We start from the raw sequence: 22,265 nt of genomic DNA on the forward strand, positions 1-22,265 counted from the left end.
TCTGGCCGCGGCTGGTCCCGCTACTCGCGTGACCACTCGGTCTCGGCCTGGCCCTCCAGACCATACGGGCGGTGCAGCGGTCAGGACGCTTCGCCGGGACGCTCGCAGCTGACGCCGGTGGCTGTGAGGATCTGCCGCGCCGAGTCGGCGCCGTCGGCCTGAGACCACGTGTCGGCGGGCTGCGTGCACGAAGGCACGAGGCCGGCCTGCACCCGCGTTCGGATGAGGTGAGGGATACGCCGCCCGCCGTGCCGAGCATGTGGCGGCCCGGCGTGTGCCTTGCCCCGGGCAGGGGACACCATGCGTAACACTGTGTGCTGTGTCGAGTACGAGTCGGGGCGATGGCGGTGCCCAGGAAGGCGGCGCGTCGAGCCCCGACGCCCTGCTGTCGGCGCTCGACGCGGAGCAGCTCGGGGTGTTGCGCCGGGTGGGGCTTGAGTGGGGTCGGGTTGCCGGGGATCCGCAGGCATGGCGACGTGCGCTGCCGGTGGATCCGGATCTCGGTCGTTATCCCGCTCCTTCGGAGATCCTGCCGGTCCGCTTCGGTCGTTTCGTGCGGGTCGCCACGGTTGGCGGACGACCGCCGGCGGTTGAGGCGACCAGCGAGGACACACGGACTTCTCGGCTCGGCCGGGTCGGTTCCAGGGTCCGACACGCGTTGCTCGGGGCTCCGCTGAGGAGCACCGCGATCGCGCATGAGCGGATGCGCAAGCTGGTGGCCTTGCCGGTGCTCTCCGCCGACGCGCTCTCCTCGGTCGCGTACGGACCTGAGGCGATGCTGGCCGTCCTCGTCCTCGCTGGTGCCGCCGGGTTGCGGTACTCGGTGCCGATCGCCGTGACGATCGTGTTCCTGATGCTCGCCGTCGGGGTGTCCTACCGCCAGACGATCCGCGCCTATCCGCACGGCGGTGGTTCGTACATCGTGGCCACCGCCAACCTGGGCCGCGTTCCCGGGCTGGCGGCCGCTGCCGGTCTGATGACCGACTACATCCTCACGGTCGCGGTCTCGATCGCCTCCGGGATGGCGGCGGTCACCTCGGCGATCCCCTCGCTCGAACCCGACATCGTGCCGATCGGCGTCGTCGTGATCGCTGTGCTGCTCGCCGGGAACCTCCGCGGTGTGCGGCAGGCGGGTGCGCTGTTCGCCGCACCGACGTACGCCTTCGTCCTCGCAGTCCTCGCACTCGTCGCCGTGGGTCTGTCCGACGCGGCCGGCCGCGGTTTCCACCCGACGTCGACACCACAGCCGACCGCGACCGAGGGCATCAGCCTGCTCCTGGTCCTGCGTGCCTTCGCCTCCGGCTCGACGGCGATGACGGGCATCGAGGCGATCTCCAACGCGGTGCCCGCCTTCCAGCCGACCGAGTGGCGCAACGCCCGCACGACACTGACCTGGATGGTCGGCCTGCTCGTCGCACTGTTCGCGGGCACGATCGCTCTGGTCCACCTCGACGGCGTCGTGCCCAGCGCGAACGAGACGGTGCTGTCACAGCTCGCCCATCGCACCTTCGGCTCTGGTTTCTTCTACGTCTTCACCCAGGCCGCCACCGCTGCGATCCTGCTCCTCGCGGCCAACACCGCCTACAACGACTTCCCCCGCGTCCTGTTCCTGCTGGCCCGCGACAGCCAGGCACCGCGGATCTTCCTGAGGCTGGGCGACCGTCTGGCCTTCAGCAACGGGATCATCCTGCTCTCGGTCGCCGCGGCCGCGATCTACGCGGCGTTCGGCGGCAAGACCGCCCCTCTGATCCCGCTCTACGCCGTCGGCGTCTTCCTCGCCTTCACACTGTCGCAGGCCGGCATGGTCGTTCACTGGTGGCGCCTGCGCGACCGCCACTGGCGCAAGAGCCTGGCCTTCAACGCCACCGGCGCCCTGCTCTCGGCGATCGTCCTCATCACCGCCGGCATCACGAAGTTCACCGAGGGCGCCTGGTTCGCCGTGCTCACGGTGGGACTGTTCGTCCTCGTGACGACACGAATCCGGCACCACTACGACACAGTCGGCGCGGCGATCGCCCTGCATCCCCATGCCGTCGAAGTCCCCAGCCGTACCATCACACCTCCGAGTTCGGGGGACGGCGCAACACGAGCCACCGCACAGACACCGGGCGCCGCGCCCGGAGCGCCGTTCGAGACCACGGCCGAAGCGGAGAGCGAGGAGACTCCCGAGGAGATCCACCCCCTGTCGATCGTGCCGATCGCCGCACTGAACCTGGCCGGCATGCGAGCGCTGGCCTACGCCGCCTCGCTCCAGCAGCCCGTCCTCGCGCTCCACATCAGCCCCAGCGCGGACGAGGCCCAACGCTTCCGCGAGTACTGGAACCTGTGGGGCGACCACCTACCGCTGAAGATCGTCCTCTCCCCCTACCGCGCGATCGTCGCACCGCTGGTCAACTACATCGAGTCGCTGCACCACCAGCGCCCGGACCTCACCTTGACCGTCATCCTCCCGGAGATCGTCGTACGGCACTGGCGCCACCGCCTCCTGCACAACCGACTCGCGGCTCGGCTACGGAGGGCGCTGCGCCCCCTGCCGAAGGTCGTCGTGACGACCGTCCCGTTCCACGTGTAGCACAGCGGCGGCACCGACAAACCCGACGTGTCCGACCGCGCACAGCGGCACATGCTCGCAGCCGCGATCAAGCGCCCCCGAGTAGTCGGCGGACTCCTCAACGGAAACCGTGCCACCCCGGCCAGGCCGCCCCCGGACCCTCAGGAAGGACAGGCGCAACGGCTCAGTTATCGGGCCGACGAGGGCACAAAGCTGGACAGCAGGCCCCTTGGGCGGCTCTGGGGCCGGACGGGTGGGCGGCGTGACAGGGCTCCGGTGGCGGGCCCGGGATCGAGCTTGGACAATCGGGTCATGGCAGGCCTTGAAGCGAACCCCGGAACAGTGCATCTGGCCCATGGGGCGGGCTACGTGAGCCCTGGCGTTGCGCTCGGCGAGTCGGTCGAGGGCATTATCCGTATCGACGAGCGCGGATGGGTGCACGTTACTCAGAAGGACGGATCTCGGGTGTCGTTCCCGCCGCATGCTGTAGAACGCATCACCTGGGGCGAGCCCGCTACCTAGACACGAGGCCCCCAGCCTTGCCGGGGGCATGGGCTCACGTCTCCGGCTCGGGCACCCAAAGCCTGTGAACACAGCGCCGACCGGCCCTGAACTGGGCCTCTGCCTCGGCGACCGTGCGGCGGGCAGTGCGTTCCCCGCCCGCGAAGCCCATCGCAACGATCCTCTTGTGGACCACGTCCGCGCGGATCTTTCCCTGCGAGCGGACCACCACCTCCCGTGGCCGGGTTCAGCCAGGCCACGGCCGCCGCCAGCAGGGCGTCAGGGACGCAGGGTTGCACAGCGCCGGGGCCGGGTACGGCCCTGCTCACTCCCGGCCGCACTCACGTGGGATGCCCGTCGCAGGCCCAGGCAATTTTGTCGCGTCCAGCACAAGAGGCGCTCAGAGCGTGCATGTGTGCTCCCAGGACCCAGGGATCCGATGGCGGTTCCTGGCGACGAGCCAGTAGGCCCCGGCTGCCATCTGAATGACTCCAGGCAGCGACAGCAGGCGTCCGGCGGCACGGGCGCTGGCGTTGCCGGTCCGGGCCCAGGCCGCGAAGGCGGCGGCACCGCCGTGGCATTGGTCGCCCTGGACGAACCACATCCGGGCCCTGGCCTGACCCTCAGTCAGCCCGCAGGTCGTCAGATCGGCGCTCTGCCAGGGTTGGATCACGCCGGCCAGGGCCAGGCGCGGCATGAGGAAGCGGATGGCTGCGCGACAGAAGCCGCAGCTGCCGTCGTAGATGATCACTGGCGGCATGGTGTCGGGCATGCTCCGCCGTCCCTGTCTTGCGGGGCCGGCCCTTCAGCCGGCCGATCCGGTCTGCGGAGGTACGGGCGCAGCTTCTGCCGTGGACAACGTCCCCACCCTGCCTTCGGTTGTTCGCCGCAGGGTGCTCCGACAGGCGTGTCCCAAGAACGTCCAGAAGCGGTCCGGCAGGAACACGGCATCCGCGATGATCATTGCTCCGGAGAAGACCGGGAGTCCCAGGAGAACCGCGATGCCTACGTGCATGCCGAGGAGCATGATGAGCACGAGGTACTTGTACCTGCCGAACAGGACGAACGGAAAGGCTACTTGCAGGAGCACGGTCGCATAGCTCGCGACGGCGACCAGCATCGGATGGCTGTCCACCAGGAGCGACAGCGCGGGCCACGGCCGGAACAGATCGAGGTTCAGGACGTAGTGGAGGGCGGTTCCGCTTCCCCAGGAGCCGCCCTGCACCTTGTACAGCCCTGCGGATCCGTAGAGGAAGCAGACCTGAGCCGCGATGACGAACATGCCGCAGTTGTGCAGCACCGTGGTCAAGATCCTTCGCGCGTCACCGAGTTGTCCCACCAGGTCGCGCGCTCCGCGGCTTCCTGCCGATCGTTCGGCATTGCCCGCGGATGATCGGATCCGGGCTCTGCGCGCATCGAGGGACCAGCGACGGCCGCACGCGGTGAAGGGCAGGTACAGGGCCATCAGCAGGATGAGGTTGTCGCCTCCGTCCGTCATGAAGATGGCCCTGGCGTGGAAGGAGGCGACCACGATCGCGAACAGGACGGACACCGCCCGGGTGTGCCAGCCGAGCATGAACAGTGCGGAGGTGACCAGAGCCAGCGCGTAGCAGGCCTCAAAGTACGCCTGGCTGTCGGACAGGGTCAGGATGCTGGACCAGTCCGTCTGGTGGAACAGCTCGGAGGCCAGTGCGGGCGTCCACGGCGAGCCAGGACCCCAGATTTCGTTGCGGTGCGGGAACTCCCTCAGCAGGAGGGCGAGGTAGAGCAGCCCGTACCCGATGCGCAGCACCGCCGCGGCGTAGAGGGAGATCGGCGGCCTGGTCAGGACGGTGCGCGGCGCTCCGAGGCGATCGAGCAGCCGCTGCGCGTGCGTACCCGAGGCCTGTGCGGCCGGGTGGTGCGGTGCGGGCGCCACGCGGGGTGCCTGCTCAGTTTCCATCGGATGCCACCTTCCACCAGGGCAGGTACCTGGTCTGGGCCGGTGTGTTCGGACGGGGGCCGGCTGATGTGTCGGCGGCGATAGGCCGTGTGATCACCCGCAACTCGATGTCCTCGAATGCGCTGTGCCGGTAGGCGGATACACGGTCCACAGCGATGTTGCGCAGGTACTTCTGCAGCATCAGCGCTCGTTCTGAGTTCGATTGATCATCGTTTCCGTGCGATGCGGCATAGGCGTCCCAGGCGCGGCGCAGCATGTTCTGGGAGGTGTGGCTCGGGAAGGCGTTGTGGTTGATGGCGGAATCGTCGACGGCGGTCAGGTCGAACCAGTCGCTGACCTGGCGGGTGCCGTCGGCGGAGACGTGGAGGGTCCTCGCGGAAATCTGCTGGGTGACCGATTGCGGATCCGGGGCGAAGAGTCGCCAGTTCTGCTCGAACAGCGGGTAGATCCAGGCATTGATCTGCTTGCGGTAGCGCTGCGACACTTCGTTCGAAGGGGCGACGTACAGAAACACCATGACCACGTGGACGAGAGCGACCGCCAGACACAGGGCCGCAGCGATGCTCACGGACGCCCGCAGCGGGCGCGGCAGACCTGCAAAGCCCGGGGGCCCGCCGGATTCCCCGGCCGAAGGCGGCACGTGCGGCACCGTGCCGGCCGTGACCGGGTCGTGGACCAGTCCGCAGAACGGGACCTCCACATCCTGTGGCCCGACGGCGCCGGGCAAGGTGCCGCGCCCAGTCGTTTCCATCTTCGTTGCTCCCCTCGCACACAGGCCGCTGTGATCTTCGGAATGCCTGCCCGGTGCCGACCCCAAGCGGCACGCGACGATCTGCATGAGATTCGTCGTGTGCCGCTGGAGGCCACCTTCACCGAGCGGGTGACCGCCTCGCAGCCACCGTCACGGGCACGGGTCCGGCGGGCACGGCTCGGGCGGGCAGTTGTCCCCGCCGGTGGTGCCGCCGGTCGTGCCACCGGTCGTGCCGCCCGTGGTCCCGCCCGTGGTGCCGCCGGTCGTGCCGCCGGTGGTGCCGCCGGTCGTGCCGCCGGTGGTCCCGCCCGTGGTGCCGCCGGTGGTCCCGCCCGTGGTGCCGCCGGTCGTGCCGCCCGTGGTCCCGCCGGTGGTCCCGCCGGTGGTGCCGCCGGTGGTCCCGCCCGTGGTGCCGCCGGTGGTCCCGCCGGTCGTGCCACCCGTCGTCCCGCCGGCGCACGTCTCACGGGTGATCGTGTTGGTGTCCAGCGTCACCGACCCGTTCCGGGCCAGGGCCCGACCGTCGATGGTCGTCCCCGTGGTCACGGTGATCGACGTGAGGGCCAGGATGTTGCCCACGAAGGTGGAGTTGGTGCCGAGCGTGGCGGAGCTTCCGATCTGCCAGAAGACATTGCAGGGTGCAGCGCCATTGATCAGGTTCACCCGGCTGGCGGAAGCGGTCGTCAGGGTCGATCCGACTTGGAACACCCAGACGGCGTTCGGGTCCCCACCCGCGTCCAGGGTGAGCGTTCCGGTGAGCCCGATGGAGGAGGAGGCGTTGTAGACACCCGGGACCAGCGTCAGGCCGCCGAGGTCTCCCGGCGAGGTGAGGCTGGCGTCCTTGGCCTGGCTGGCGGCATTGTTGTAGGCCACGGTCAGGTCACTCTGGGCCTGCAGGGCGACCGCATCCGCCGAGTGGATGGTTCCGTTCACCATACCGGGCGGAAATCCGCTGACTGCCGTCCCGGGGCTCACCCCGAGGTCTCCGGTGATCACGGAAGGACCAGTGTTGCTGACCGACTGACCGCCCAGGACCGCGAAACTGCTCGCCGTGCCCAGGGAAATGGGTGAAGCGACGGCGTGTGCCCGTGCGGGCGTCAACGCCACGGCGGCGCCGGCGATCAGCGCCACCGCCGCGATCCAACCGGATAGCGTTCGCCAGTATGGCGAACTGGAGATGTTCAGTGTCATCTAGGCCCAATCTCTCGTAGAAACACGTGACAGGCAGTTGGTGCTCTACGCAATCGAGCCGAGAGGGCCTTCTGATCTGGAGGCGTCGGTAAGATCCCACAGGCCCTGAGGCCCTGTTCGGCGATCGCTTAGCAAGAGAGTGAACCGGAGGATTCCGGCGTTTAACGTTAGGCCACGATCCATGCCGGTGAACTTCAGTAGAATGGCAGACACAACAGCGAAATACCATATGAACGCATTGGTGTAGCCGAATATCCTCGGCTGTCCTACCGGAACGCCGGGCAGCCAGTCGCACAGGCCGACGGGCGGCGTTGCGCCCGTTCCCCCGCTCGTGGGAGTCGCCCGGGGCTATGCCGCCCTTCGGCAGCGACCCGTCGAGTACTCGCGGAGCCAGTACCGGAGAGTGTCAGGGGCGGTCGTCGTGGTGGCTGCAGATCCAGGCGAGTGCCCGGGACCAGCGGCCCGTTGCACGCCACTCCTCTGGCCTGAGCCGCGTGCGCGGGCCGCAGCCCCCATCGGCCAGCGCCACACGATGAGGAACTTGGCGATGTTGAGCTCCACCACCCAGTCCCGCTTCCAGTACCGCTCCCGGCATTTCCCTACCGCGTCCAGGGCGGACCGTCCGGGCCGGTATCCGAAGCTGTCCGGATGGAAAATGGGATCCACCCTCCGCATTAGATGACGGGCCACCACGGTCTGTGCCACGCGGTCGGAGACAGCGGGAATGCCGAGTATCCTCGCGCCTCCGCCGTGCGGATTGGGAATGGCCACCGCGCGCACCGGAGGCGGGAAGTAGGAGCCCGGCGACATCCGGTTCCAGACCTTGTGCAGATTGTTCTGAAGGTCCTTCTCGAAGTCGGCGATGCTCTGCCCATCCACCCCAGGAGCAGGTCAGGAGGTCTTGATGGTGCCGCCGTCGATCACGATGTCGGCCCCGATGATGTTGGCCGCGGCGTCGGAGACGAGGAAGGTGATGAGGGCGGCGACTTCCTCCGGCTCGGTGATCCGGGGAGAGGCCATCTGGAACTGTGCCGGGATCGCAGAAAGGAACTCCTCGTGCCCGACGCCGTGAGCAGCTGCGACGCGGGCGCCGAAACCGTTCGGGTCACGCCACTGCGGCGTTCCGACCACCCCGGGGGAGACGGTGTTGACGCGCACGCCTCGGGGTCCGAACTCTTCGCTCAGCCGCTTGCTCAGGTTGGTCAGGGCCGCCTTGGCCTCGCTGTAGCCGACCGGACCGATGGCCGGCACCCGCGAGTTGATCGAGGAGAGGTTCACGATCGCCCCGCGCCGCTCGATCAGGCTCGGCAGCGCTGCGCGAGTGGTCCACATCGCACTGAACAGATTGAGATTCAACAGCCGCCGCCACTGCTCGTCGTCGGCGTCGAGGAAGCCCCCGAGACTGAAGTGATCGACGTCGCCGGCGCCGACGTTGTTCACCAGAATGTCGATGCCGCCCAGTTCCGCTACCGCCGCCACCACGGACTCGGCGCCCTCGCGTTCGGACAGGTCGGCGGACACTGCGACAGCGGCGCACGCCTTCAACTCGGGCGAGACCGTGCGGGCGGCTCCGACGACCTGCACGCCCTCCTTGGCAAGTGCCTGGGCGATCGCCAGGCCAATGCCTCGGCTGGCGCCGGTAACGACGGCGGTCTTGTCGGCGAGGTTGAGATCCATGAGCTTTCCTTTCTTGACCTACAGGTCTAGAACTGGGGTATGGGTATGCCCCCTCGGGCCCCCCGGGGCCCTTCGGGTAGGGGGATCGGCGTCGGTCAGAGTGAGCCGAGCATCGCCAGAGCGGTGTCGACGATGCGATGCAGCGTCGCCGCGTCGTAGGAGCGGGCCATCACTCGCAGCCCGGCGAGGGTGCTCATCACGTACTCGGCAGTGGCGCGCGGGTCGAGGCTGCGGGGCACGTCACCGTTCCGGACGCCCTGCGCGATCCGCGCTTCCAGGGCGGCCATGGTCCGCTCCACGGCGCGGTGCACCGCGCGAGCGATGTCCGGATCGTGTCCGGCCAGCTCGACGGCCGTGTTCACCGCCAGGCAGCCGCGCCGAATCGGTTGGGCGAGGTCGGAGTCCACGCTGTCGTACAGGAACGCCCGAAGGCATTCGCGGGTTGTTCCGGGCCGCGCCAGCAACTCCGCGGTGAACTCCGCCCCCAGACGGTCGTATCGGTCGAGCGCCCTCTCGAACAACTCGCGCTTGCTGCCGAACGCGTTGTACAGACTCCCCTTGCCCACGCCAGTGGCCTCCGCCAGTGCCGCCGGCGAGGTGTTGGCGTACCCGAGCGTCCAGAACGCCTGCATCGCGCGTTCCACCACTACATCGGTATCGAAGTCTCTCGGCCGCGCCATGGCAGGGACGCTACCCGTTCTCGAACTCGAGGTCAAGAACGGGCGATGCGGGTACGCCGAGCGACAGCGCGCTCGACGACCCTGCCTACTACTAGGCGTCGCGCCGGCCGATCAGGAAGAGCGCCAGTGCGAGCGCGACGGCCGCGTAGGCCGCGCAGACCAGCATCGACACCGTCGGGGAGAAGGTGTCCGCCGCGGGGTGGAGCGATACGGCGCCGGCGGCGGCGCGTTGCAGGCCGAACCGCATGAGGGTGTGGCGCAGGTCCTGTGGGAGGTGGTCCAGGACCTGGGGTACGAGGAAGACCAGGGTGAAGAGCACGGCGATCGCGCCGGCGGTGGCCCTCATGATCGCGCCCAGGGAGGTGGCCAGGACGGTGACGATCACCAGGTAGAGCACCGCGTAGGCCATCGCCCTCGCGACGCCCGGATCGCTCAGCGACACCCCGCCGTGGCCGTTGGCCATGACCGCCTGGCTGATCAGGAAGGACGCGCCGAGGATGACCCCGCCCGCGACCAGTGCGAGTGCCGTGGTGACCGTGACCTTGGCGAGCAGCACCTTCCTCCGCTGGGGCGCCGTCGCGAACGTCGTCTGGATCAGCCGGCCGGGTCGCTGCCCGGCGGAGGCTTCAGGGTCAGCGCCCGGATCCCGCTGGAGGAGCGGTCGTGATCCGGGTGCTGATCGCCGACGACCAGACGCTGCTGCGCGGGAGTCTGCGCCTTCTGCTCGACTCGCAGTCCGACATGACCGCGGTCGGCGAGGCCGCGGACGGGAGCCAGGCGGTCGAGCTCGCCGCGCGGGAGCTGCCCGACGTCGTGCTCATGGACATCCGGATGCCGGAGCTCGACGGGCTGGAGGCCACCCGTCGGATCGTCGCGGCGCACGCGTCCGTGCGGGTGCTCGTCCTGACGACGTTCGACCTCGACGAGTACGTCTACGGCGCCCTGCGCGCCGGAGCGAGCGGCTTCCTCCTGAAGGACACCCCGCCGGCCGAACTGGTCGCGGCGATCCGGGTGATCGCGGGAGGCGAGGCGCTGCTGGCGCCCGGGATCACCAAGCGACTCATCGAGGAGTTCGCCCGGATGCCCGAGTTGGGGCAGCGCCGCCCGACCGCGGGGCTCACGGCGATCACCGGCCGGGAGCAGGAGGTGCTCGAACTCGTCGGACGCGGACTGTCCAACCAGGAGATCGCCGACCGCCTGGTCCTCAGCCTGGCGACGGTCAAGACCCACGTCGGGCGGCTGCTGGCCAAGCTCGATGCCCGGGACCGGGCCCAACTGGTCATCGTGGCCTACGAGAGCGGGCTGATCGTGCCGGGCTGACGGCGGTGGGGTCGGGCCGTCCGGAGCGGCGTCCGAGGAGGCAATGCCCGGGGCTCGATGCCGAGGTCGGCGAGCAGGTCGCGAACGTGCCGCTCGATCTCGTCGCGGATCGGGCGGACGGCCTCGACCCCCTGGCCTGCCGGGTCCGCGAGCTTCCAGTCCAGGTACCGCTTGCCGGGGAAGAACGGGCAGGCGTCCCCGCAGCCCATGGTGATCACCACGTCGGAGGCCCGGACCGCCTCGGTGGTGAGGACCTTCGGCGTCTCGGCGGAGATGTCGATGCCGACCTCGTGCATGGCATCGACCACGGCCGGGTTCACGGTCGCGGCGGGGGCGGAGCCGGCCGAACGGACCTCGACCCGGTCGCCGCCGAGGCTGGAGAGGAATGCGGCGGCCATCTGGGAGCGGCCGGCGTTGTGCACGCAGACGAACAGCACGGAGGGGACGGCGGAACTGCTCACGGTGAGGTCCTCGGTCATGAAACGGGGGCGGAGTGGTGGTCGCCGTGCGGGACGACGACGTCCTCGTCGGCGGGCGACCGGCGGCCGAACAGCGCGGTGACCAGCGCGACACCGGCCGCGAGGCCGACGAGCTGGGCGGCGACGAACGGCAGGACGGAGGCGGGGGCGATGCCGGCGAAGGTGTCGGTGAAGGCGCGGCCGACGGTCACCGCCGGGTTCGCGAAGCTGGTCGAGGACGTGAACCAGTACGCCGAGCCGATGAAGGCGGCGACCGAGACCGGCGCGACGTGCGCACGGCCGGTCCGGGCGAGGCCGAGGACCAGCAGGACGAGGCCGGCGGTTGCGACGGCCTCGCCCAGCCACAGATGCGGCGACCAGCGGTCATGGCCGGACCAGCGCACCAGCGGCTCGGCGAACATCGCGTCGGCCAGCACCGCGCCGCCGATCGCCCCGGCGAACTGGGCCGGGACGTAGGCCACGGTCTCGCGCAGGCTCGGGCCGTCACCGCCGCGGCGCCGGGTCCACCAGGCGGCCAGCGTGACGGCCGGGTTGAGGTGCGCGCCGGAGACGGGGCCCAGCAGGGCGATCAGTACGCCGAGGCCGAGGACGGTCGCCAGCGAGTTGGCCAGCAACTGCACGCCGACGTCCGACGAGAGCCTGGTGGCCTGGATGCCGGAGCCGACCACGATCGCGACCAGTGCACCGGTCCCGACGAACTCCACGGCCGCCCGACGGCCGAGCGGGGCGAGCTCGGTCATCTCGCGGCCGCCGGGGCCTGCAGGAGGGAGGAGAGGCGGGCCAGCGCGGTGGGCAGCACCCAGTAGTAGACCCAGGTCCCGCGGCGCTCGGAGTCGACCAGCCCGGCCTCGCGCAGCACCTTCAGGTGGTGGGAGATCGTCGGCTGGGACACGTCGAACGGGCCGGTCAGGTCGCAGACGCAGGCCTCGCCGCCTTCGTGCGAGGCGATCAGCGACAGCAGCCGCAGCCGGACCGGGTCCGACAGGGCCTTGAACATCCTCGCCAGGTCGACGGCGGCCTCTTCGCCCAGCGGCTCGCGGACCATCGGCGAGCAGCATGCGGCCGCGTCGTCCTGGTCGAGCACCGGCAGTTCCAGATTCGACATACATCTATGTTGACATCCATCTATGCAGGTGGCAACGTCGACTGTATCGACAGCCGTCGAATCAAGGATCCGGACCGGGGAGACTGCCATGTCCCGCGTTCAGCTCGCCCTGCGCGTCGCCGACCTCGAAGGCTCGATCGCCTTCTACGCCAAGCTCTTCGGCACCGAGCCGGCCAAGCGCCGGCCCGGCTACGCGAACTTCGCCATCGCCGATCCCCTGCTCAAGCTCGTCCTCGTCGAGGGCGCGCCGGGCGAGGACACCCGGCTCGACCACCTGGGCGTCGAGGTCGGGACCGCCGAGCAGGTCGCCGCGGCGACGTCGCGCCTGGCCGACGCCGGACTGGCGACGGTCGAGGAGAACGACATCACCTGCTGCTACGCCCTGCAGGACAAGGTCTGGGTCCACGGACCCGGCCGGGAGCCCTGGGAGGTCTACGTCGTCAAGGCCGATGCCCCGGCCGGGTGCGAGGGCGGCGTGTGCTGCGCCATCGCACCCGAGTAGGCCAATGCCGCCCTCCTCCCGTGGGGGAGAGCGGCACCTGCGTTTGTGGGCGTGGCGGTGCGGCGCCCACAAATGGCCTGTCAGCAGCCGAGGTTGGCGCCGGGTGGTGCGGGCGGGGACCCGGTGCCCTGCGGGGAGCCCACTGCCCGTGCCCGGCCTGCTGGGGCGCGGCCAAACCGCACTGGCCGCCTAGCAGTTCACCCGGATCCGGGCCGACAATTCCCAGTGCAGCGTCCTCCCAGCCGACCCCGGCGACGACGAGGCCGTCGCCCAACTAGCCCTCGCCCGTGCGCTGTTGAACGCCATCTGCAAGGCCTACCCGGCCGCTCAGGCGGCCAAACGCCACGCTCACCCGACGGGACCAGGCCGGGCCGGCGCCGAACCGGCACGACGGCACGGGGTGAGGGAGAGCAGAACCGATTCTGCTGGCGGGGCGACCGGCGATCGGCGGGCCCCGGAACGTACGATCGAGCAATGGCTGACATCACGGAAACCGCGCCCGGCTGGCTCGCGCCCGAGGAGCTCGAAACCACGCGGGCGCAGATGCCGATCCTGTACGTCGAGGCCGTGCCGGTGCGGGTGGATGACGCGGGGGAGGTCACCCAGGTCGGGCTGCTGCTGCGGATCGGGCCGGACGGGACGGTCAGCCGCACGCTGGTGTCCGGACGGGTGCTGCACCACGAGCGGATCCGGGACGCGCTGCTGCGGCACCTGGAGAAGGACCTCGGGCCGGTGGCGCTGCCGCGGATCCCCGCCTCGTTGCAGCCGTTCACCGTTGCGGAGTACTTCCCGACCCTGGGGATCACCGAGTTCCACGACCCCCGGCAGCACGCGGTGTCCCTCGCCTACATCGTGCCGGTGGCCGGCGACTGCCGGCCGCGGCAGGACGCCCTCGACCTCGTCTGGTTCAGCCCGGAGGAGGCCGCGTCGCCGCTGGTGCAGCAGGAAATGCCCGGCGGGCAGGGGGTGCTGCTCAAGCGGGCGCTCGCGCACGTCGGCTGCCTGGGCTGACGGCAGCCCGTGTCGGCCGACTGGGTGCTCCACGTCGACCTCGACCAGTTCATCGCGGCGGTCGAGGTCGCGCGGCGGCCGGAGCTGCGCGGCAGGCCGGTTGTGGTCGGCGGCACCGGGGATCCGACCGAGCGCGGGGTGGTGTCCACCGCCTCGTACGAGGCGCGCACGTACGGGATCCGGTCCGGCATGCCGCTGCGCGTGGCGGCCCGGCGGTGTCCGGACGCGGTGTTCCTGCCCGTGGACGCGCCGGTCTACCGGGAGGTCTCGGGGCGGTTCATGGACACGCTGCGCCGGTTCCCGGTCGTGGTGGAGCCGCTCGGCTGGGACGAGGCCTTCGTCGGGGCGCGCACCGACGACCCCGAGGCGCTCGCCGCCGGGATCCGCGCGGCGGTATGGGAGGAGACGGGCCTCCGGTGCTCGGTGGGCATCGGGGACAACCGGCTGCGCGCCAAGCTGGCCACCGGCTTCGCCAAGCCGACCGCCCCCGGCGGACCGCCCGCCGGGCAGGCCTTCCGGCTCACCCGCGACAACTGGGCGGCCGTCATGGCCGAGCGCCCGACGGACGCGCTCTGGGGCATCGGCGCCAAGACCGCCCGGAAGCTGGCCGCGGCCGGGATCGGGACGGTCGCCCAGCTCGCCGCCGCCGACCCGGAGGAACTGGCCGCGCGGTTCGGCCCGGTGATGGGGCCCTGGTACCGGCTGCTCGCGCACGGCGCCGGTGACGCCGAGGTCACCGCGGCGCCGCACGTCGCGCGCTCGCACAGCCGCGAGACCACCTTCCAGCACGACCTGGTGGACCGCGCCGAGATCGAACGGCACGTCGCCGAACTGGCCCGGCGGGTGGCCCGGGACGTCGCGGACGAGGGCCGCCCGGCCGTCCGCGTCACGGTGAAGGTCCGCCTCGCGCCGTTCCTCACGCACACGCACAGCGTCACCCTGCCGGCGCCGACGAGCGACGAGGGCGAGATCACCCGCGCCGCCCTGACGGCGCTGGAGCGCTTCGAGCGGGACCGGCCGGTCCGACTGCTCGGCGTGCGGGCCGAGTTCGGCGACGGGTAGGTCAGGCGGTCATCATCGGACCTCGCCCTCCAGGACGTCCCCGCGCCAGGTCGCCAGCCGTGCGTCGATCGGGCCCGTGCCGTCCAGGACGTGGCGGCTGAAGGCGTCCCGTTCGTGGGCGAGGACCGCCGCCTCCCAGACGCACGGGGCGAGCCCCGAGCGGCCCGGGCGCAGCTGGGCGGGGTCGCCGGCCGGGCCGGTGAAGATCGCGAGGTCGGACATGTAGCCCTCGATCCAGGTGTGGACGAGGACGTAGTCGCCGTCGGCGCCCGCGTGGGTCAGGAGGACGGCGAGTCCGAGGGATCCGCGCAGGTGGGCGGAGGCGAGGTGGTCGGCGGCGATCCGCAGGGCGGCCTCGGCGTCCCGGGTGGTGACGGTGCGGCCGGGGGCCTCGATCGCGTAGTGCTTGACGAGGTGTCCGGCCGCCTCGGCGGTGCCCAAGGGGTGGACGGTACGGGCGTGGTGGCCGTCGGCCAGGGCGCGCAGTGGGCCGTCGTCGGGGATCTGGGTCGTCATGAGGCCATGATGCCCGGCGCGCGGTGCGGGCGTTCGGGCAGGACCCGCCAGTCCGGTTCGAGCGGCAGGACGTGGCCGGTGAGCGCGCGGACGTCGGCGGCGAGGTTCGCGCGGGAGCGCAGCGCGGGCAAGTCCCGGGCGGTGTAACGCTGGTGGGTGTCCGGGCCGGACCACAAGGTGCGTAGTCGACGGCGTCGGCGTAGCTGTGTCGACGGGTCCCGGCCGGGTGCCGGTGGACCGTGATGGCCCGGTGGGTTACTCCTCCGCGGCGGGGGTCACGGGTACGGCGAGGCCCTGGACCGCTTGGGCGATGGCGGGGCGGAGGTGGTCGAGGGGGAGGTCGGCGCCGAGGATCATGCGGCGGAGTTGCGGCATGGCGAGGGTCCAGCCGACCAGGCCGAGGGTGAAGAAGAGCCGGGTGCGGGCGTCGTCGTCGACGTCCGCTGCCTCGGCGTCCGCTGCGCCGGCTGCTGCGCGGAGCTTGTCCTCGTAGTGGCGGGTGCGGGCCTGTTCGCCGGGGACGGGCTGGTCGCCGAGTTCGAGGGCTTCCCACATGAGGAGGCGCAGGGCCTCGGGGTGCGCGCGGTGGTAGTCGAAGAGCCGTTCGGCGTAGGCGGGCAGGTCGTCGTCGCCGGGCGGGACGGCCCGGGCGAGGTCCGCCATGAGGTGTTCGAGGACGGCGGCGAAGAGCTTGTTCTTGTCGCCGAAGTAGTCGTAGATCGCGCGCTTGTTGGCCTGGGCCTGGGTGGCGATGCGGTCCACGCGCGCGCCCGCGACGCCGTGGGCGGCGAATTCGGCGGTCGCCGCCGCGAGGATCCGTTCCTTGGTTGCGGTCGAGTCGTAGGCCATAGGGCGATGTTAACGAACCAGTTCGTTTGACGGGCGGGCAACGGTCTGCGACGCTCTCCACAGATTCGAACCATCTAGTTCGTTCGGTTGGAGTTCATGATGCCCCGAGTAGATCCACCCGCCGTATCCGGCAGGCTGCCGCTCCTCATGGCGCTGGCCTGCGGCGTCAGCGTGGCGAACGTGTACTTCCCGCAGGCCGTCACCCCGCTCATCGCCGACGGGTTGGGCATCGCCCCGGACGCGGCGGCGACGGTGGCGACCCTGACCCAACTCGGCTACGCCGCCGGGATCTTCCTGCTCGTGCCGCTCGGCGACCGGCTCCCGCGCCGCCCGCTGATCACGGTGCTGCTCGCCGTCACGAGCTGCGCCCTGTTGGCGGCTGGACTTGCCCCGGGCGCCAGCGCACTGCTGGCGGCGAGCGCGGTCGTCGGCGCGGCCACCGTCGTGCCGCAGCTGCTGCTGCCCCTCGCGGCCGGCCTGGCCTCACCGGGCCGGCAGGGCAGCGTCATCGGCACCCTGCAGGGCGGACTGATCGGCGGGATCCTGCTCGCCCGCACCTTCGGCGGGGTCCTCGGGGAGCAACTCGGCTGGCGCGCCCCCTACTTGGTCGCCGCCGGCCTGACCGCGCTGCTCGCCGTGGTGCTCGGAACCGCCCTGCCCGCCACCACCCCGGCGGTACGCGACCGCTACCGGTCGCTGCTCGCCGCCACCGTGCGGATGCTGCGCACCGAGGCGGACCTGCGCCGCTCGGCGCTGTACCAGGCCACCCTGTTCGGCGGCTTCAGCGCCGCCTGGACCGCGCTCGCCCTGCTGCTCACCGGCCCCCACTACCGCATGAACGCCCAGGCGGTCGGGGTGCTGGCCCTGATCGGCGCGGCCAGCATGTTCTGCGCCCCGGCGGCCGGGCGCCGCGTGGACCGGTACGGCGCCGACAGGGTCAACCTCTGGTGCATCCTCGCGACCCTCGCCGCAGCGGCGGTGCTTGCCGCCGGCGCCGTGGGCGGCGCGGTGGGGCTGGCGGCCCTGGCGGGCGGGCTGCTGCTGCTCGACGTGGCGATCCAGTGCAGCCAGGTCGCCAACCAGGCCCGCATCTTCGCCCTGCGCCCCGAGGCCCGCAGCCGCCTGAACACGGCGTACATGACCTGCTCGTTCCTCGGCGGCAGCGCCGGGTCCTGGCTCGGTGTCCGCGCCTACGCCCGGTGGGGCTGGCCGGGCGTGTGCGCACTCCTCGCCCTCGCGGCGGTCCTCGCGCTCACTGCCCACCGCGCCGCGCGGCCGGCATCCCCAACGCTCCACCACTCCACGTCAGTTGACTCCAACTCCTTGAAGGATCTGCCATGACGTTCCCCGCCATGCCCCTGTCCGTCCTCCAGTTCTTCCGCGCCTCCCAGCAGGGCGACGTCGACGCCTGGGCCGGCGCGTTCGCCGAGAACGGCGTCTTCCACGACCCGGTCGGCACCCCGCCCATCATCGGACGCCCCGCGATCCACGCCTTCATCGCGTCCGTCCTGCCCAACTTCCGGCCCTTCCTCGGGCTGACCCCGATCGAGGCGCACACCGTCGGCCGCCAGGTCGCCGTTTCCTGGCGCGGCGCCGCCGTCACCCTGGGCGGGACCCCGGTCAACTGGTCGGGCATCAACATCTACGAACTGGACGAGGCCGGCCTCATCCAGGAGGTCAAGGCGTACTTCAACCGCGCCATCTTCGAAGCCCAGCTCACCGGCTGAGCACCCGGAGCGCCCGGGGGCTGCGCCGAGCGCGGATCACAGGCCGCTTCCACCGGACGGTGGGAGCGGCCTTTTACATGCCGGCGGGGTCCGGGCTGTCGGGGACGCCGAAGTACCGGCGCGCGGAGTCGAGGATCTCGTGGGAGAGGTCGGCGTCGTCGGTCGCGCGGGCGAGGAGGACGGCGCCGACGAGGGTGGAGAGTTCGACGAGGGCGGTGCCTCGGTCCGTTTCGGCGTCGGCTCCGTCGGTCAGCTGCTGGAAGCCGTCGACGAGATCGCGCAGCCCGTCGGTGAAGGCGGTACGGATCGGAGCGCCGGGCTCGGCGCGGGCGGCGTCGGCGGCGAGCGTGACGGCCGGGCAGCCGTCGCCGGGGCGGTCCAGGTGGAGGGTCGACAGGTAGCGCGCCAGGTACTCCGCGCGGGCCGACCGATCAGCCTGGCCCTGGCCCGAATCCTGCTCCCGGTCCTGCTCCCGCTCCTGGTCGACGAGCCGGTCCATGGCCTGGCGGCGTTCGGTGAAGGCGGCCAGGAGGGCCTGGGCGATCAGATCGTCCTTGGAGGAGAAGTGGCGGTAGAAGCCGCCGTGCGTCAGCCCCGCGGCGGCCATCGCCTGGGGGACGCTGACCTGGTCGGCCCCCTTCTCGCGGATCAGCCGGGAAGTGTGGTCGATGACCTGCTGCCGGTGCTGCTGGGCCTCGGCTCGTGACGCTCGGGGCACGGTCGGCCCTCCCTTCTTCGTATCCGGGTACTACTTTCGCACCCCTTATAGATGATGGTAATAATCTAAACGCCATCCTGGAACGAGGGGAAACGCACATGACCGTGATCGAAGGCTCCGTCGCGCTGGTCACCGGAGGCCGGCGCGGCCTTGGCAAGGCGTTCGTCGAGGAGTTGCTGCGGCGAGGGGCGAAGAAGGTCTACGCCACCGCGCGCAAGCCCGTCCCGAGCGAGGACGGGCGGGTGGAGGTTCTCGCCCTCGACGTCACCGACGACGCTTCCGTCGCCGCCCTGGCCGAGCGCGCGCAGGACGTCGACCTCGTCTTCAACAACGCCGGCGTCCTGCACCCGGCACCGCTGCTCACGGCGGACCTTCGGCTGGTCCGGGACACGTTCGAGACCAACGTCCTCGGCCCGCTGCGGATCGCCCAGGCGTTCGCGCCGGTGCTGGCCGCCCGTGGCGGAGGCGCCCTAGTCGACCTGCACTCGCTGCTGTCCTGGGCCGCCGGAGCCGGCGCCTACGGCGCGTCCAAGGCCGCCCTGTGGTCGCTCACGAACTCCCTGCGCCTCGAACTCGCCGCTCAGGGCACCCAGGTCGTCGGCGTCCACCTGGGCTTCGCGGACACCGAGATGGTGGCGGCGATCCCGGTCCCGAAGATCGCGCCCGCCGACGTCGCCCGCATCGTCCTGGACGGCGTCGAGCGCGGGGACACCGAGGTGCTCGTCGACGACGCCACCCGCGCGATCAAGGCCGCGCTCTCCGGACCCGTGGAGGGCCTCGCCGTCCCCGTCCGCCGCTGAACCGCCACCACATCCGAAACTGCACCGCACTTCACTGCACCGCACTTCACCGCACCGAACCGAGGAGAACCATGCCCCTCTGGCACGTCTACCACCCTCCCGGCACCTACACCCCGCAGCAGAAGCAGCAACTCGCCGCCGACATCACCGGGTTCTACACCCGTTTCGGGCTGCCGAAGTTCTACGTCGTGACGCTGTTCCACGAGGTCGACGCCTCCTCGTTCTACGTGGGCGACGAGCCCTCGCGGAACGCCGTGCGGATCGTGGTCGAGCACATCGCCCGGCACACCGACGAGCCGGTCCTGCGCAAGCGGACCGGCGAGGTCCTCGCCGAGCTGCTCGCCCCGCACACCAAGGACCGCGGCCTGTACTGCGAGTTCCACATCGACGAAACGCCCCGGGACCTCTGGATGATCGACGGCATTGCCCCGCCCCCGTCCCACAGCGAGGCCGAACGCCGCTGGGCCGAGGAGAACCGCCCCACCCCGTACTGACGGCTCCTGCGGCGGCCACGAACGCAGACACCGCCGGCCCGTACCAGGGGCCGGCGGTGTCTGCGTTCGTGGGCCGTCCGGGTCAGGCGCGGCGGGCGCGCTTGCGGCGGGCGACGACGAGGACGCCGGCGCCGACTCCGAGGAGGACGGCGGCCGTGGCCGCGATCGGCAGCGCGTTGGAGCCGGTGGCGGCGAGGGCCGGGCCGGCCGGGCTGCTCTGGGCAGCGGGCGTCGCGCCCGGGGTGCCGGCGGCCGTGCCGGCCGGGGTGGTAGTGGCGCCGTCGGACGGCCGACCGGTCGGCTGCGCGGTCGGCGAGGAGCCGCTGGCGGGCTGGCCGGTGGCCGGGTCGAGGACGAGGGTGGCCGACTGCGGGTTCTTGAAGTCGAACATGCCCTCCAGCGAGCCGGCGTGCTCGTCGAAGGAGGCGTCGCCGATCCGGCCGGTCTTCCAGTTGTCCTCGACGAACCGCAGGATCGAGGACTGGTCGGTCACCGCGTGGTCCACGAAGTTGGACTTGGCGTACGGCGAGAGGACCAGCAGCGGCAGGCGCGGGCCGTAGCCGCAGCGGTCGGCGTAGCCGCCCCAGCCGGCGTCCTTGCCGCACTGGCCGGCGCCGCCCAGGCCGTCGTTGGCCGCGTCGCGCGAGCCGTTCACGGGCTCGGTGAACTTGTGGTCGTACCAGCCGTCGGAGTCGTCGTAGGCGATGACGACGGCGGTGGAGGCCCAGTCCTTGGACTGCTGCAGCTTGTTCAGGGTGTCGACGACGAAGTGCTGCTCGTCCAGCGGGTCGGAGTAACCGGCGTGGCCGTCCTGGTAGTTGGCCGCCTTGAGGAAGGTGACGGCGGGCAGGTTGCCGTGCTGCACGGCGGCGTCGAAGTCGGTCAGGTCGTACTGGTGGTTGGCCGGGCCGGTGTGGCCGATCTCGTCCACGTTCTTCGGGGCGAGGTGGCTCGGGTTCGACGTGGACTTGTAGTACTGGAAGGGCTCGTGGTGCGGGTTGTAGTCGGTGGCCGGGGCGCCCACGATGTTGTTGTGGGTGGCGTCGCAGGCGGCCTTGCCGTCCTTGGTGGAGGTCGGCTTGAAGCCGCCCTGGAACCAACCCCAGCTGACGCCCTTGTCGTTGAGCAGGTCGCCGATGTTCTTGCCGGTCATCAGCAGCTGGTTGTGCTTGGGGTTGGAGCAGTCGTCGAACGCCGGGTCGGGGTCGTTGATGACGGTGCCGACGCCGTTGGCGTCCGGGGAGGCGACCACGTACGCGTCGGTGGTCTTCTGGCCGGTCTTCGGGTCGACGGGGTAGCCGCCGTGCGTCTGGCCGGAGACGAGGTTGAGTGCGCCGGGGGTGGACGGGCCGTACGTGGTGCCGTAGGAGTTGTCGCTCATCGCGAAGCGCTGGGCGTAGTTCCACATGGCGGTGACGGTGTTGCCGTCGTAGTAGTCCATCACCAGGCCGGGCTGGGTGAACATCGGGGGCTTGCAGCTCTCGACGTCGGTGTGCTCGACGAACTGGTCCATCTTGCCGCCGTCGAAGGCGAGTTGCTCGTCCTTGTAGGTGTGGTCCTGGTCGCAGGTGACGGCCTGCGCCGGGCCGAGGCGCTTCGGGTTGGCCTTGTTCGGGTTGTGCTGGAGCAGCTCGTCGGTGAGGCCGTCGACCTTCGGCGTGCCGGGCTTGGCGGTGAACTTCACCTTGTCGTCGGCGGTGTTGGCCGCGTTCGGGTAGGTGCCGAAGTAGTGGTCGAAGGAGACGTTCTCCTGGAATATCACCACCAGGTGCTTGATCGGGGTGGCGGTCTGCGGGTTGTCGGCCGCGAGGGCGGCCGGCGCACCGCCGAAGGCGGCCAGGGAGGCCGCGCCGATGATGCCGGCGCCGTACCGAAGCCACCGGTTGCGGGCGGGGACTGCGTGCATGCGGGATTCCTCGAACGTGATCGTCAATGATGTGGGTCGCGCTTGCCGTTCGGGACGGCGGATGTTCGTGAGTCGGCGAGAGCGGGCGGCTCCCGGGCGGCAAGAACGTACGGGCCGGAGGTGAACGCGGTTTCCCCGGAGAGGTGAACCCCCGGTGAAGCGCAGCGGGTGGAGTGGCGATCAGGTGAGGAAATGGGGGGTGGCACGGTGGCCCTGTGGGCCGCTTGTCAGCCGACGGCGTCGTACAAGCGGCGGACTTGTGCCGGCCTGCTCCACAGGAACACCGCCACGCCATAACCCCGCCGAGCCGGCTGCTGACCTCGGGAAACGGCCGCCCCCGAGCGAACCGCTGTCGGTACCCGTCGGTACGATCTGCCGGTCTGCCGTGCATCGGGTGCAGTCGTCGCAGTTCACCTGCTGACAACCGGCCGGCACCGCACTCTCCGCAGACCGCCGCGAAGACCCTGGGCCACCCGGCAGACT

The 22,265-nt window shown here is 70.8% G+C and carries 26 protein-coding genes and 1 pseudogene; 11 read left to right on the forward strand and 16 right to left on the reverse strand.

Annotated features, from left to right (window positions below):
* Positions 1–703: 703 nt before the first annotated feature.
* Both KV557_RS24165 and KV557_RS24170 read left to right on the forward strand, forming a co-directional pair.
* Positions 704–2,572, forward strand: a complete 1,869-nt coding sequence (locus tag KV557_RS24165; protein WP_256177879.1) for an APC family permease — start codon at positions 704–706, stop codon at positions 2,570–2,572.
* Between the two features lie 291 nt (positions 2,573–2,863).
* Positions 2,864–3,073, forward strand: coding sequence for a hypothetical protein (locus tag KV557_RS24170; RefSeq protein ID WP_218203563.1), 210 nt, complete (start codon positions 2,864–2,866; stop codon positions 3,071–3,073).
* A 43-nt stretch (positions 3,074–3,116) separates the two neighbouring features.
* Here KV557_RS24170 and KV557_RS24175 read toward each other — a convergent pair.
* The 5 genes and pseudogenes from KV557_RS24175 to KV557_RS24195 all read right to left on the reverse strand — a co-directional run.
* Positions 3,117–3,287, reverse strand: a pseudogene (locus KV557_RS24175) (IS21 family transposase); the annotation flags it as partial.
* Between the two features lie 165 nt (positions 3,288–3,452).
* Positions 3,453–3,824 carry a thiol-disulfide oxidoreductase DCC family protein gene (locus KV557_RS24180; protein ID WP_218203564.1) on the reverse strand — a complete coding sequence of 124 codons (372 nt, stop codon included), beginning with the start codon at positions 3,822–3,824 and terminating at the stop codon, positions 3,453–3,455.
* A gap of 33 nt (positions 3,825–3,857) precedes the next feature.
* The gene (locus KV557_RS24185; RefSeq protein ID WP_218203565.1) at positions 3,858–4,994 is read right to left on the reverse strand and encodes an HTTM domain-containing protein; all 1,137 of its coding nucleotides are present in this window, start codon (positions 4,992–4,994) and stop codon (positions 3,858–3,860) included.
* Entirely contained in the window at positions 4,984–5,832 is an 849-nt protein-coding gene (locus KV557_RS24190; RefSeq protein ID WP_308130047.1) for a DUF5819 family protein, read from the reverse strand. Before KV557_RS24190 ends, KV557_RS24185 begins: the two co-directional genes overlap by 11 nt.
* A gap of 63 nt (positions 5,833–5,895) precedes the next feature.
* Positions 5,896–6,852: an ice-binding family protein gene (locus tag KV557_RS24195; RefSeq protein ID WP_308130053.1), complete on the reverse strand. Its 957-nt coding sequence runs from the start codon at positions 6,850–6,852 to the stop codon at positions 5,896–5,898.
* Between KV557_RS24195 and KV557_RS44540 the strand changes: the two genes are divergently transcribed.
* Positions 6,797–6,940: a hypothetical protein gene (locus tag KV557_RS44540; protein ID WP_308130054.1), complete on the forward strand. Its 144-nt coding sequence runs from the start codon at positions 6,797–6,799 to the stop codon at positions 6,938–6,940. The two genes, KV557_RS24195 and KV557_RS44540, sit on opposite strands and share 56 nt — an antisense overlap.
* An 887-nt stretch (positions 6,941–7,827) precedes the next feature.
* Here the strand turns inward: KV557_RS44540 and KV557_RS24205 are convergent.
* The 3 genes from KV557_RS24205 to KV557_RS24215 form a co-directional block, all read right to left on the reverse strand.
* Positions 7,828–8,613 (reverse strand): SDR family NAD(P)-dependent oxidoreductase, encoded by a 786-nt coding sequence (locus KV557_RS24205; protein WP_218203567.1) that lies wholly within the window; start codon positions 8,611–8,613, stop codon positions 7,828–7,830.
* A gap of 95 nt (positions 8,614–8,708) precedes the next feature.
* Positions 8,709–9,293 carry a TetR/AcrR family transcriptional regulator gene (locus KV557_RS24210; RefSeq protein ID WP_218203568.1) on the reverse strand — a complete coding sequence of 195 codons (585 nt, stop codon included), beginning with the start codon at positions 9,291–9,293 and terminating at the stop codon, positions 8,709–8,711.
* Between the two features lie 91 nt (positions 9,294–9,384).
* On the reverse strand, positions 9,385–9,849 hold the full coding sequence (locus KV557_RS24215) for a hypothetical protein (RefSeq protein WP_218203569.1): 465 nt from the start codon (positions 9,847–9,849) through the stop codon (positions 9,385–9,387).
* A gap of 107 nt (positions 9,850–9,956) precedes the next feature.
* Between KV557_RS24215 and KV557_RS24220 the strand changes: the two genes are divergently transcribed.
* On the forward strand, positions 9,957–10,613 hold the full coding sequence (locus tag KV557_RS24220; protein ID WP_218203570.1) for a response regulator: 657 nt from the start codon (positions 9,957–9,959) through the stop codon (positions 10,611–10,613).
* Here the strand turns inward: KV557_RS24220 and KV557_RS24225 are convergent.
* Genes KV557_RS24225 through KV557_RS24235 form a run of 3 tightly spaced genes read right to left on the reverse strand, consistent with a single transcriptional unit; the run spans position 10,583 to position 12,197 of the window.
* Entirely contained in the window at positions 10,583–11,092 is a 510-nt protein-coding gene (locus KV557_RS24225; RefSeq protein WP_256177880.1) for an arsenate reductase ArsC, read from the reverse strand. The two genes, KV557_RS24220 and KV557_RS24225, sit on opposite strands and share 31 nt — an antisense overlap.
* Positions 11,089–11,832, reverse strand: a complete 744-nt coding sequence (locus KV557_RS24230; protein WP_218203572.1) for an aquaporin — start codon at positions 11,830–11,832, stop codon at positions 11,089–11,091. Before KV557_RS24230 ends, KV557_RS24225 begins: the two co-directional genes overlap by 4 nt.
* Positions 11,829–12,197 (reverse strand): ArsR/SmtB family transcription factor, encoded by a 369-nt coding sequence (locus KV557_RS24235; RefSeq protein WP_218203573.1) that lies wholly within the window; start codon positions 12,195–12,197, stop codon positions 11,829–11,831. The genes KV557_RS24230 and KV557_RS24235 overlap by 4 nt, the downstream gene beginning before the upstream one ends.
* An 88-nt stretch (positions 12,198–12,285) precedes the next feature.
* Here KV557_RS24235 and KV557_RS24240 point away from each other — a divergent pair, with 88 nt between their 5' ends.
* The 3 genes from KV557_RS24240 (at position 12,286) to KV557_RS24250 (ending at position 14,772) form a co-directional block, all read left to right on the forward strand.
* The gene (locus tag KV557_RS24240) at positions 12,286–12,699 is read left to right on the forward strand and encodes an ArsI/CadI family heavy metal resistance metalloenzyme (protein ID WP_218203574.1); all 414 of its coding nucleotides are present in this window, start codon (positions 12,286–12,288) and stop codon (positions 12,697–12,699) included.
* A 474-nt stretch (positions 12,700–13,173) separates the two neighbouring features.
* On the forward strand, positions 13,174–13,710 hold the full coding sequence (locus KV557_RS24245) for an NUDIX hydrolase family protein (protein ID WP_218203575.1): 537 nt from the start codon (positions 13,174–13,176) through the stop codon (positions 13,708–13,710).
* A 9-nt stretch (positions 13,711–13,719) separates the two neighbouring features.
* Positions 13,720–14,772, forward strand: coding sequence for a DNA polymerase IV (locus KV557_RS24250; RefSeq protein WP_218203576.1), 1,053 nt, complete (start codon positions 13,720–13,722; stop codon positions 14,770–14,772).
* A 12-nt stretch (positions 14,773–14,784) separates the two neighbouring features.
* Here the strand turns inward: KV557_RS24250 and KV557_RS24255 are convergent, their stop codons facing one another.
* From KV557_RS24255 to KV557_RS24265, 3 genes are all read right to left on the reverse strand, one after another.
* Positions 14,785–15,288 carry a hypothetical protein gene (locus KV557_RS24255; RefSeq protein WP_218203577.1) on the reverse strand — a complete coding sequence of 168 codons (504 nt, stop codon included), beginning with the start codon at positions 15,286–15,288 and terminating at the stop codon, positions 14,785–14,787.
* The gene (locus KV557_RS24260; RefSeq protein WP_218203578.1) at positions 15,285–15,464 is read right to left on the reverse strand and encodes a hypothetical protein; all 180 of its coding nucleotides are present in this window, start codon (positions 15,462–15,464) and stop codon (positions 15,285–15,287) included. The genes KV557_RS24255 and KV557_RS24260 overlap by 4 nt, the downstream gene beginning before the upstream one ends.
* Positions 15,465–15,543: 79 nt before the next feature.
* A complete protein-coding gene (locus KV557_RS24265) occupies positions 15,544–16,137 on the reverse strand; it encodes a TetR family transcriptional regulator (protein ID WP_218203579.1) in 594 nt (197 codons plus the stop codon).
* A gap of 147 nt (positions 16,138–16,284) precedes the next feature.
* Here KV557_RS24265 and KV557_RS24270 point away from each other — a divergent pair, with 147 nt between their 5' ends.
* Positions 16,285–17,478 (forward strand): MFS transporter, encoded by a 1,194-nt coding sequence (locus tag KV557_RS24270; RefSeq protein ID WP_256177881.1) that lies wholly within the window; start codon positions 16,285–16,287, stop codon positions 17,476–17,478.
* Complete coding sequence (locus KV557_RS24275; protein ID WP_218203581.1) at positions 17,475–17,864, forward strand: nuclear transport factor 2 family protein; 390 nt, start codon at positions 17,475–17,477, stop codon at positions 17,862–17,864. The genes KV557_RS24270 and KV557_RS24275 overlap by 4 nt, the downstream gene beginning before the upstream one ends.
* Before the next feature lie 73 nt (positions 17,865–17,937).
* On the opposite strand, the gene KV557_RS24280 is transcribed toward KV557_RS24275, so the two are convergent.
* Positions 17,938–18,582 carry a TetR/AcrR family transcriptional regulator gene (locus KV557_RS24280; RefSeq protein WP_218203582.1) on the reverse strand — a complete coding sequence of 215 codons (645 nt, stop codon included), beginning with the start codon at positions 18,580–18,582 and terminating at the stop codon, positions 17,938–17,940.
* 98 nt (positions 18,583–18,680) lie between these two features.
* Between KV557_RS24280 and KV557_RS24285 the strand changes: the two genes are divergently transcribed.
* Together KV557_RS24285 and KV557_RS24290 are read left to right on the forward strand one after the other, a co-directional pair.
* A complete protein-coding gene (locus KV557_RS24285; RefSeq protein ID WP_218203583.1) occupies positions 18,681–19,382 on the forward strand; it encodes an SDR family oxidoreductase in 702 nt (233 codons plus the stop codon).
* Between the two features lie 71 nt (positions 19,383–19,453).
* The gene (locus KV557_RS24290) at positions 19,454–19,876 is read left to right on the forward strand and encodes a tautomerase family protein (protein ID WP_218203584.1); all 423 of its coding nucleotides are present in this window, start codon (positions 19,454–19,456) and stop codon (positions 19,874–19,876) included.
* An 82-nt stretch (positions 19,877–19,958) separates the two neighbouring features.
* Here KV557_RS24290 and KV557_RS24295 read toward each other — a convergent pair whose 3' ends face one another.
* On the reverse strand, positions 19,959–21,782 hold the full coding sequence (locus KV557_RS24295) for a phospholipase C (protein WP_218203585.1): 1,824 nt from the start codon (positions 21,780–21,782) through the stop codon (positions 19,959–19,961).
* Positions 21,783–22,265: the final 483 nt, after the last annotated feature.

Origin of the sequence: Kitasatospora aureofaciens (assembly GCF_019192735.1) — a bacterium.
GTDB lineage: Bacteria > Actinomycetota > Actinomycetes > Streptomycetales > Streptomycetaceae > Kitasatospora > Kitasatospora aureofaciens_A.

Bases quoted from the DNA above. Each gene is read 5' to 3' on its own strand.
- KV557_RS24170 (WP_218203563.1), top strand. From the start codon at position 2,864: ATGGCAGGCCTTGAAGCGAACCCCGGAACAGTGCATCTGGCCCATGGG.
- KV557_RS24205 (WP_218203567.1), bottom strand. From the start codon at position 8,613: ATGGATCTCAACCTCGCCGACAAGACCGCCGTCGTTACCGGCGCCAGC.
- KV557_RS24190 (WP_308130047.1), bottom strand. From the start codon at position 5,832: ATGCAGATCGTCGCGTGCCGCTTGGGGTCGGCACCGGGCAGGCATTCC.
- KV557_RS24225 (WP_256177880.1), bottom strand. From the start codon at position 11,092: ATGACCGAGGACCTCACCGTGAGCAGTTCCGCCGTCCCCTCCGTGCTG.
- KV557_RS24210 (WP_218203568.1), bottom strand. From the start codon at position 9,293: ATGGCGCGGCCGAGAGACTTCGATACCGATGTAGTGGTGGAACGCGCG.
- KV557_RS24245 (WP_218203575.1), top strand. From the start codon at position 13,174: ATGGCTGACATCACGGAAACCGCGCCCGGCTGGCTCGCGCCCGAGGAG.
- KV557_RS24235 (WP_218203573.1), bottom strand. From the start codon at position 12,197: ATGTCGAATCTGGAACTGCCGGTGCTCGACCAGGACGACGCGGCCGCA.
- KV557_RS24290 (WP_218203584.1), top strand. From the start codon at position 19,454: ATGCCCCTCTGGCACGTCTACCACCCTCCCGGCACCTACACCCCGCAG.
- KV557_RS24240 (WP_218203574.1), top strand. From the start codon at position 12,286: ATGTCCCGCGTTCAGCTCGCCCTGCGCGTCGCCGACCTCGAAGGCTCG.
- KV557_RS24255 (WP_218203577.1), bottom strand. From the start codon at position 15,288: ATGACGACCCAGATCCCCGACGACGGCCCACTGCGCGCCCTGGCCGAC.
- KV557_RS24295 (WP_218203585.1), bottom strand. From the start codon at position 21,782: ATGCACGCAGTCCCCGCCCGCAACCGGTGGCTTCGGTACGGCGCCGGC.
- KV557_RS24275 (WP_218203581.1), top strand. From the start codon at position 17,475: ATGACGTTCCCCGCCATGCCCCTGTCCGTCCTCCAGTTCTTCCGCGCC.
- KV557_RS24180 (WP_218203564.1), bottom strand. From the start codon at position 3,824: ATGCCCGACACCATGCCGCCAGTGATCATCTACGACGGCAGCTGCGGC.
- KV557_RS24265 (WP_218203579.1), bottom strand. From the start codon at position 16,137: ATGGCCTACGACTCGACCGCAACCAAGGAACGGATCCTCGCGGCGGCG.
- KV557_RS24285 (WP_218203583.1), top strand. From the start codon at position 18,681: ATGACCGTGATCGAAGGCTCCGTCGCGCTGGTCACCGGAGGCCGGCGC.
- KV557_RS24270 (WP_256177881.1), top strand. From the start codon at position 16,285: ATGGCGCTGGCCTGCGGCGTCAGCGTGGCGAACGTGTACTTCCCGCAG.
- KV557_RS24165 (WP_256177879.1), top strand. From the start codon at position 704: ATGCGCAAGCTGGTGGCCTTGCCGGTGCTCTCCGCCGACGCGCTCTCC.
- KV557_RS24185 (WP_218203565.1), bottom strand. From the start codon at position 4,994: ATGGAAACTGAGCAGGCACCCCGCGTGGCGCCCGCACCGCACCACCCG.
- KV557_RS24230 (WP_218203572.1), bottom strand. From the start codon at position 11,832: ATGACCGAGCTCGCCCCGCTCGGCCGTCGGGCGGCCGTGGAGTTCGTC.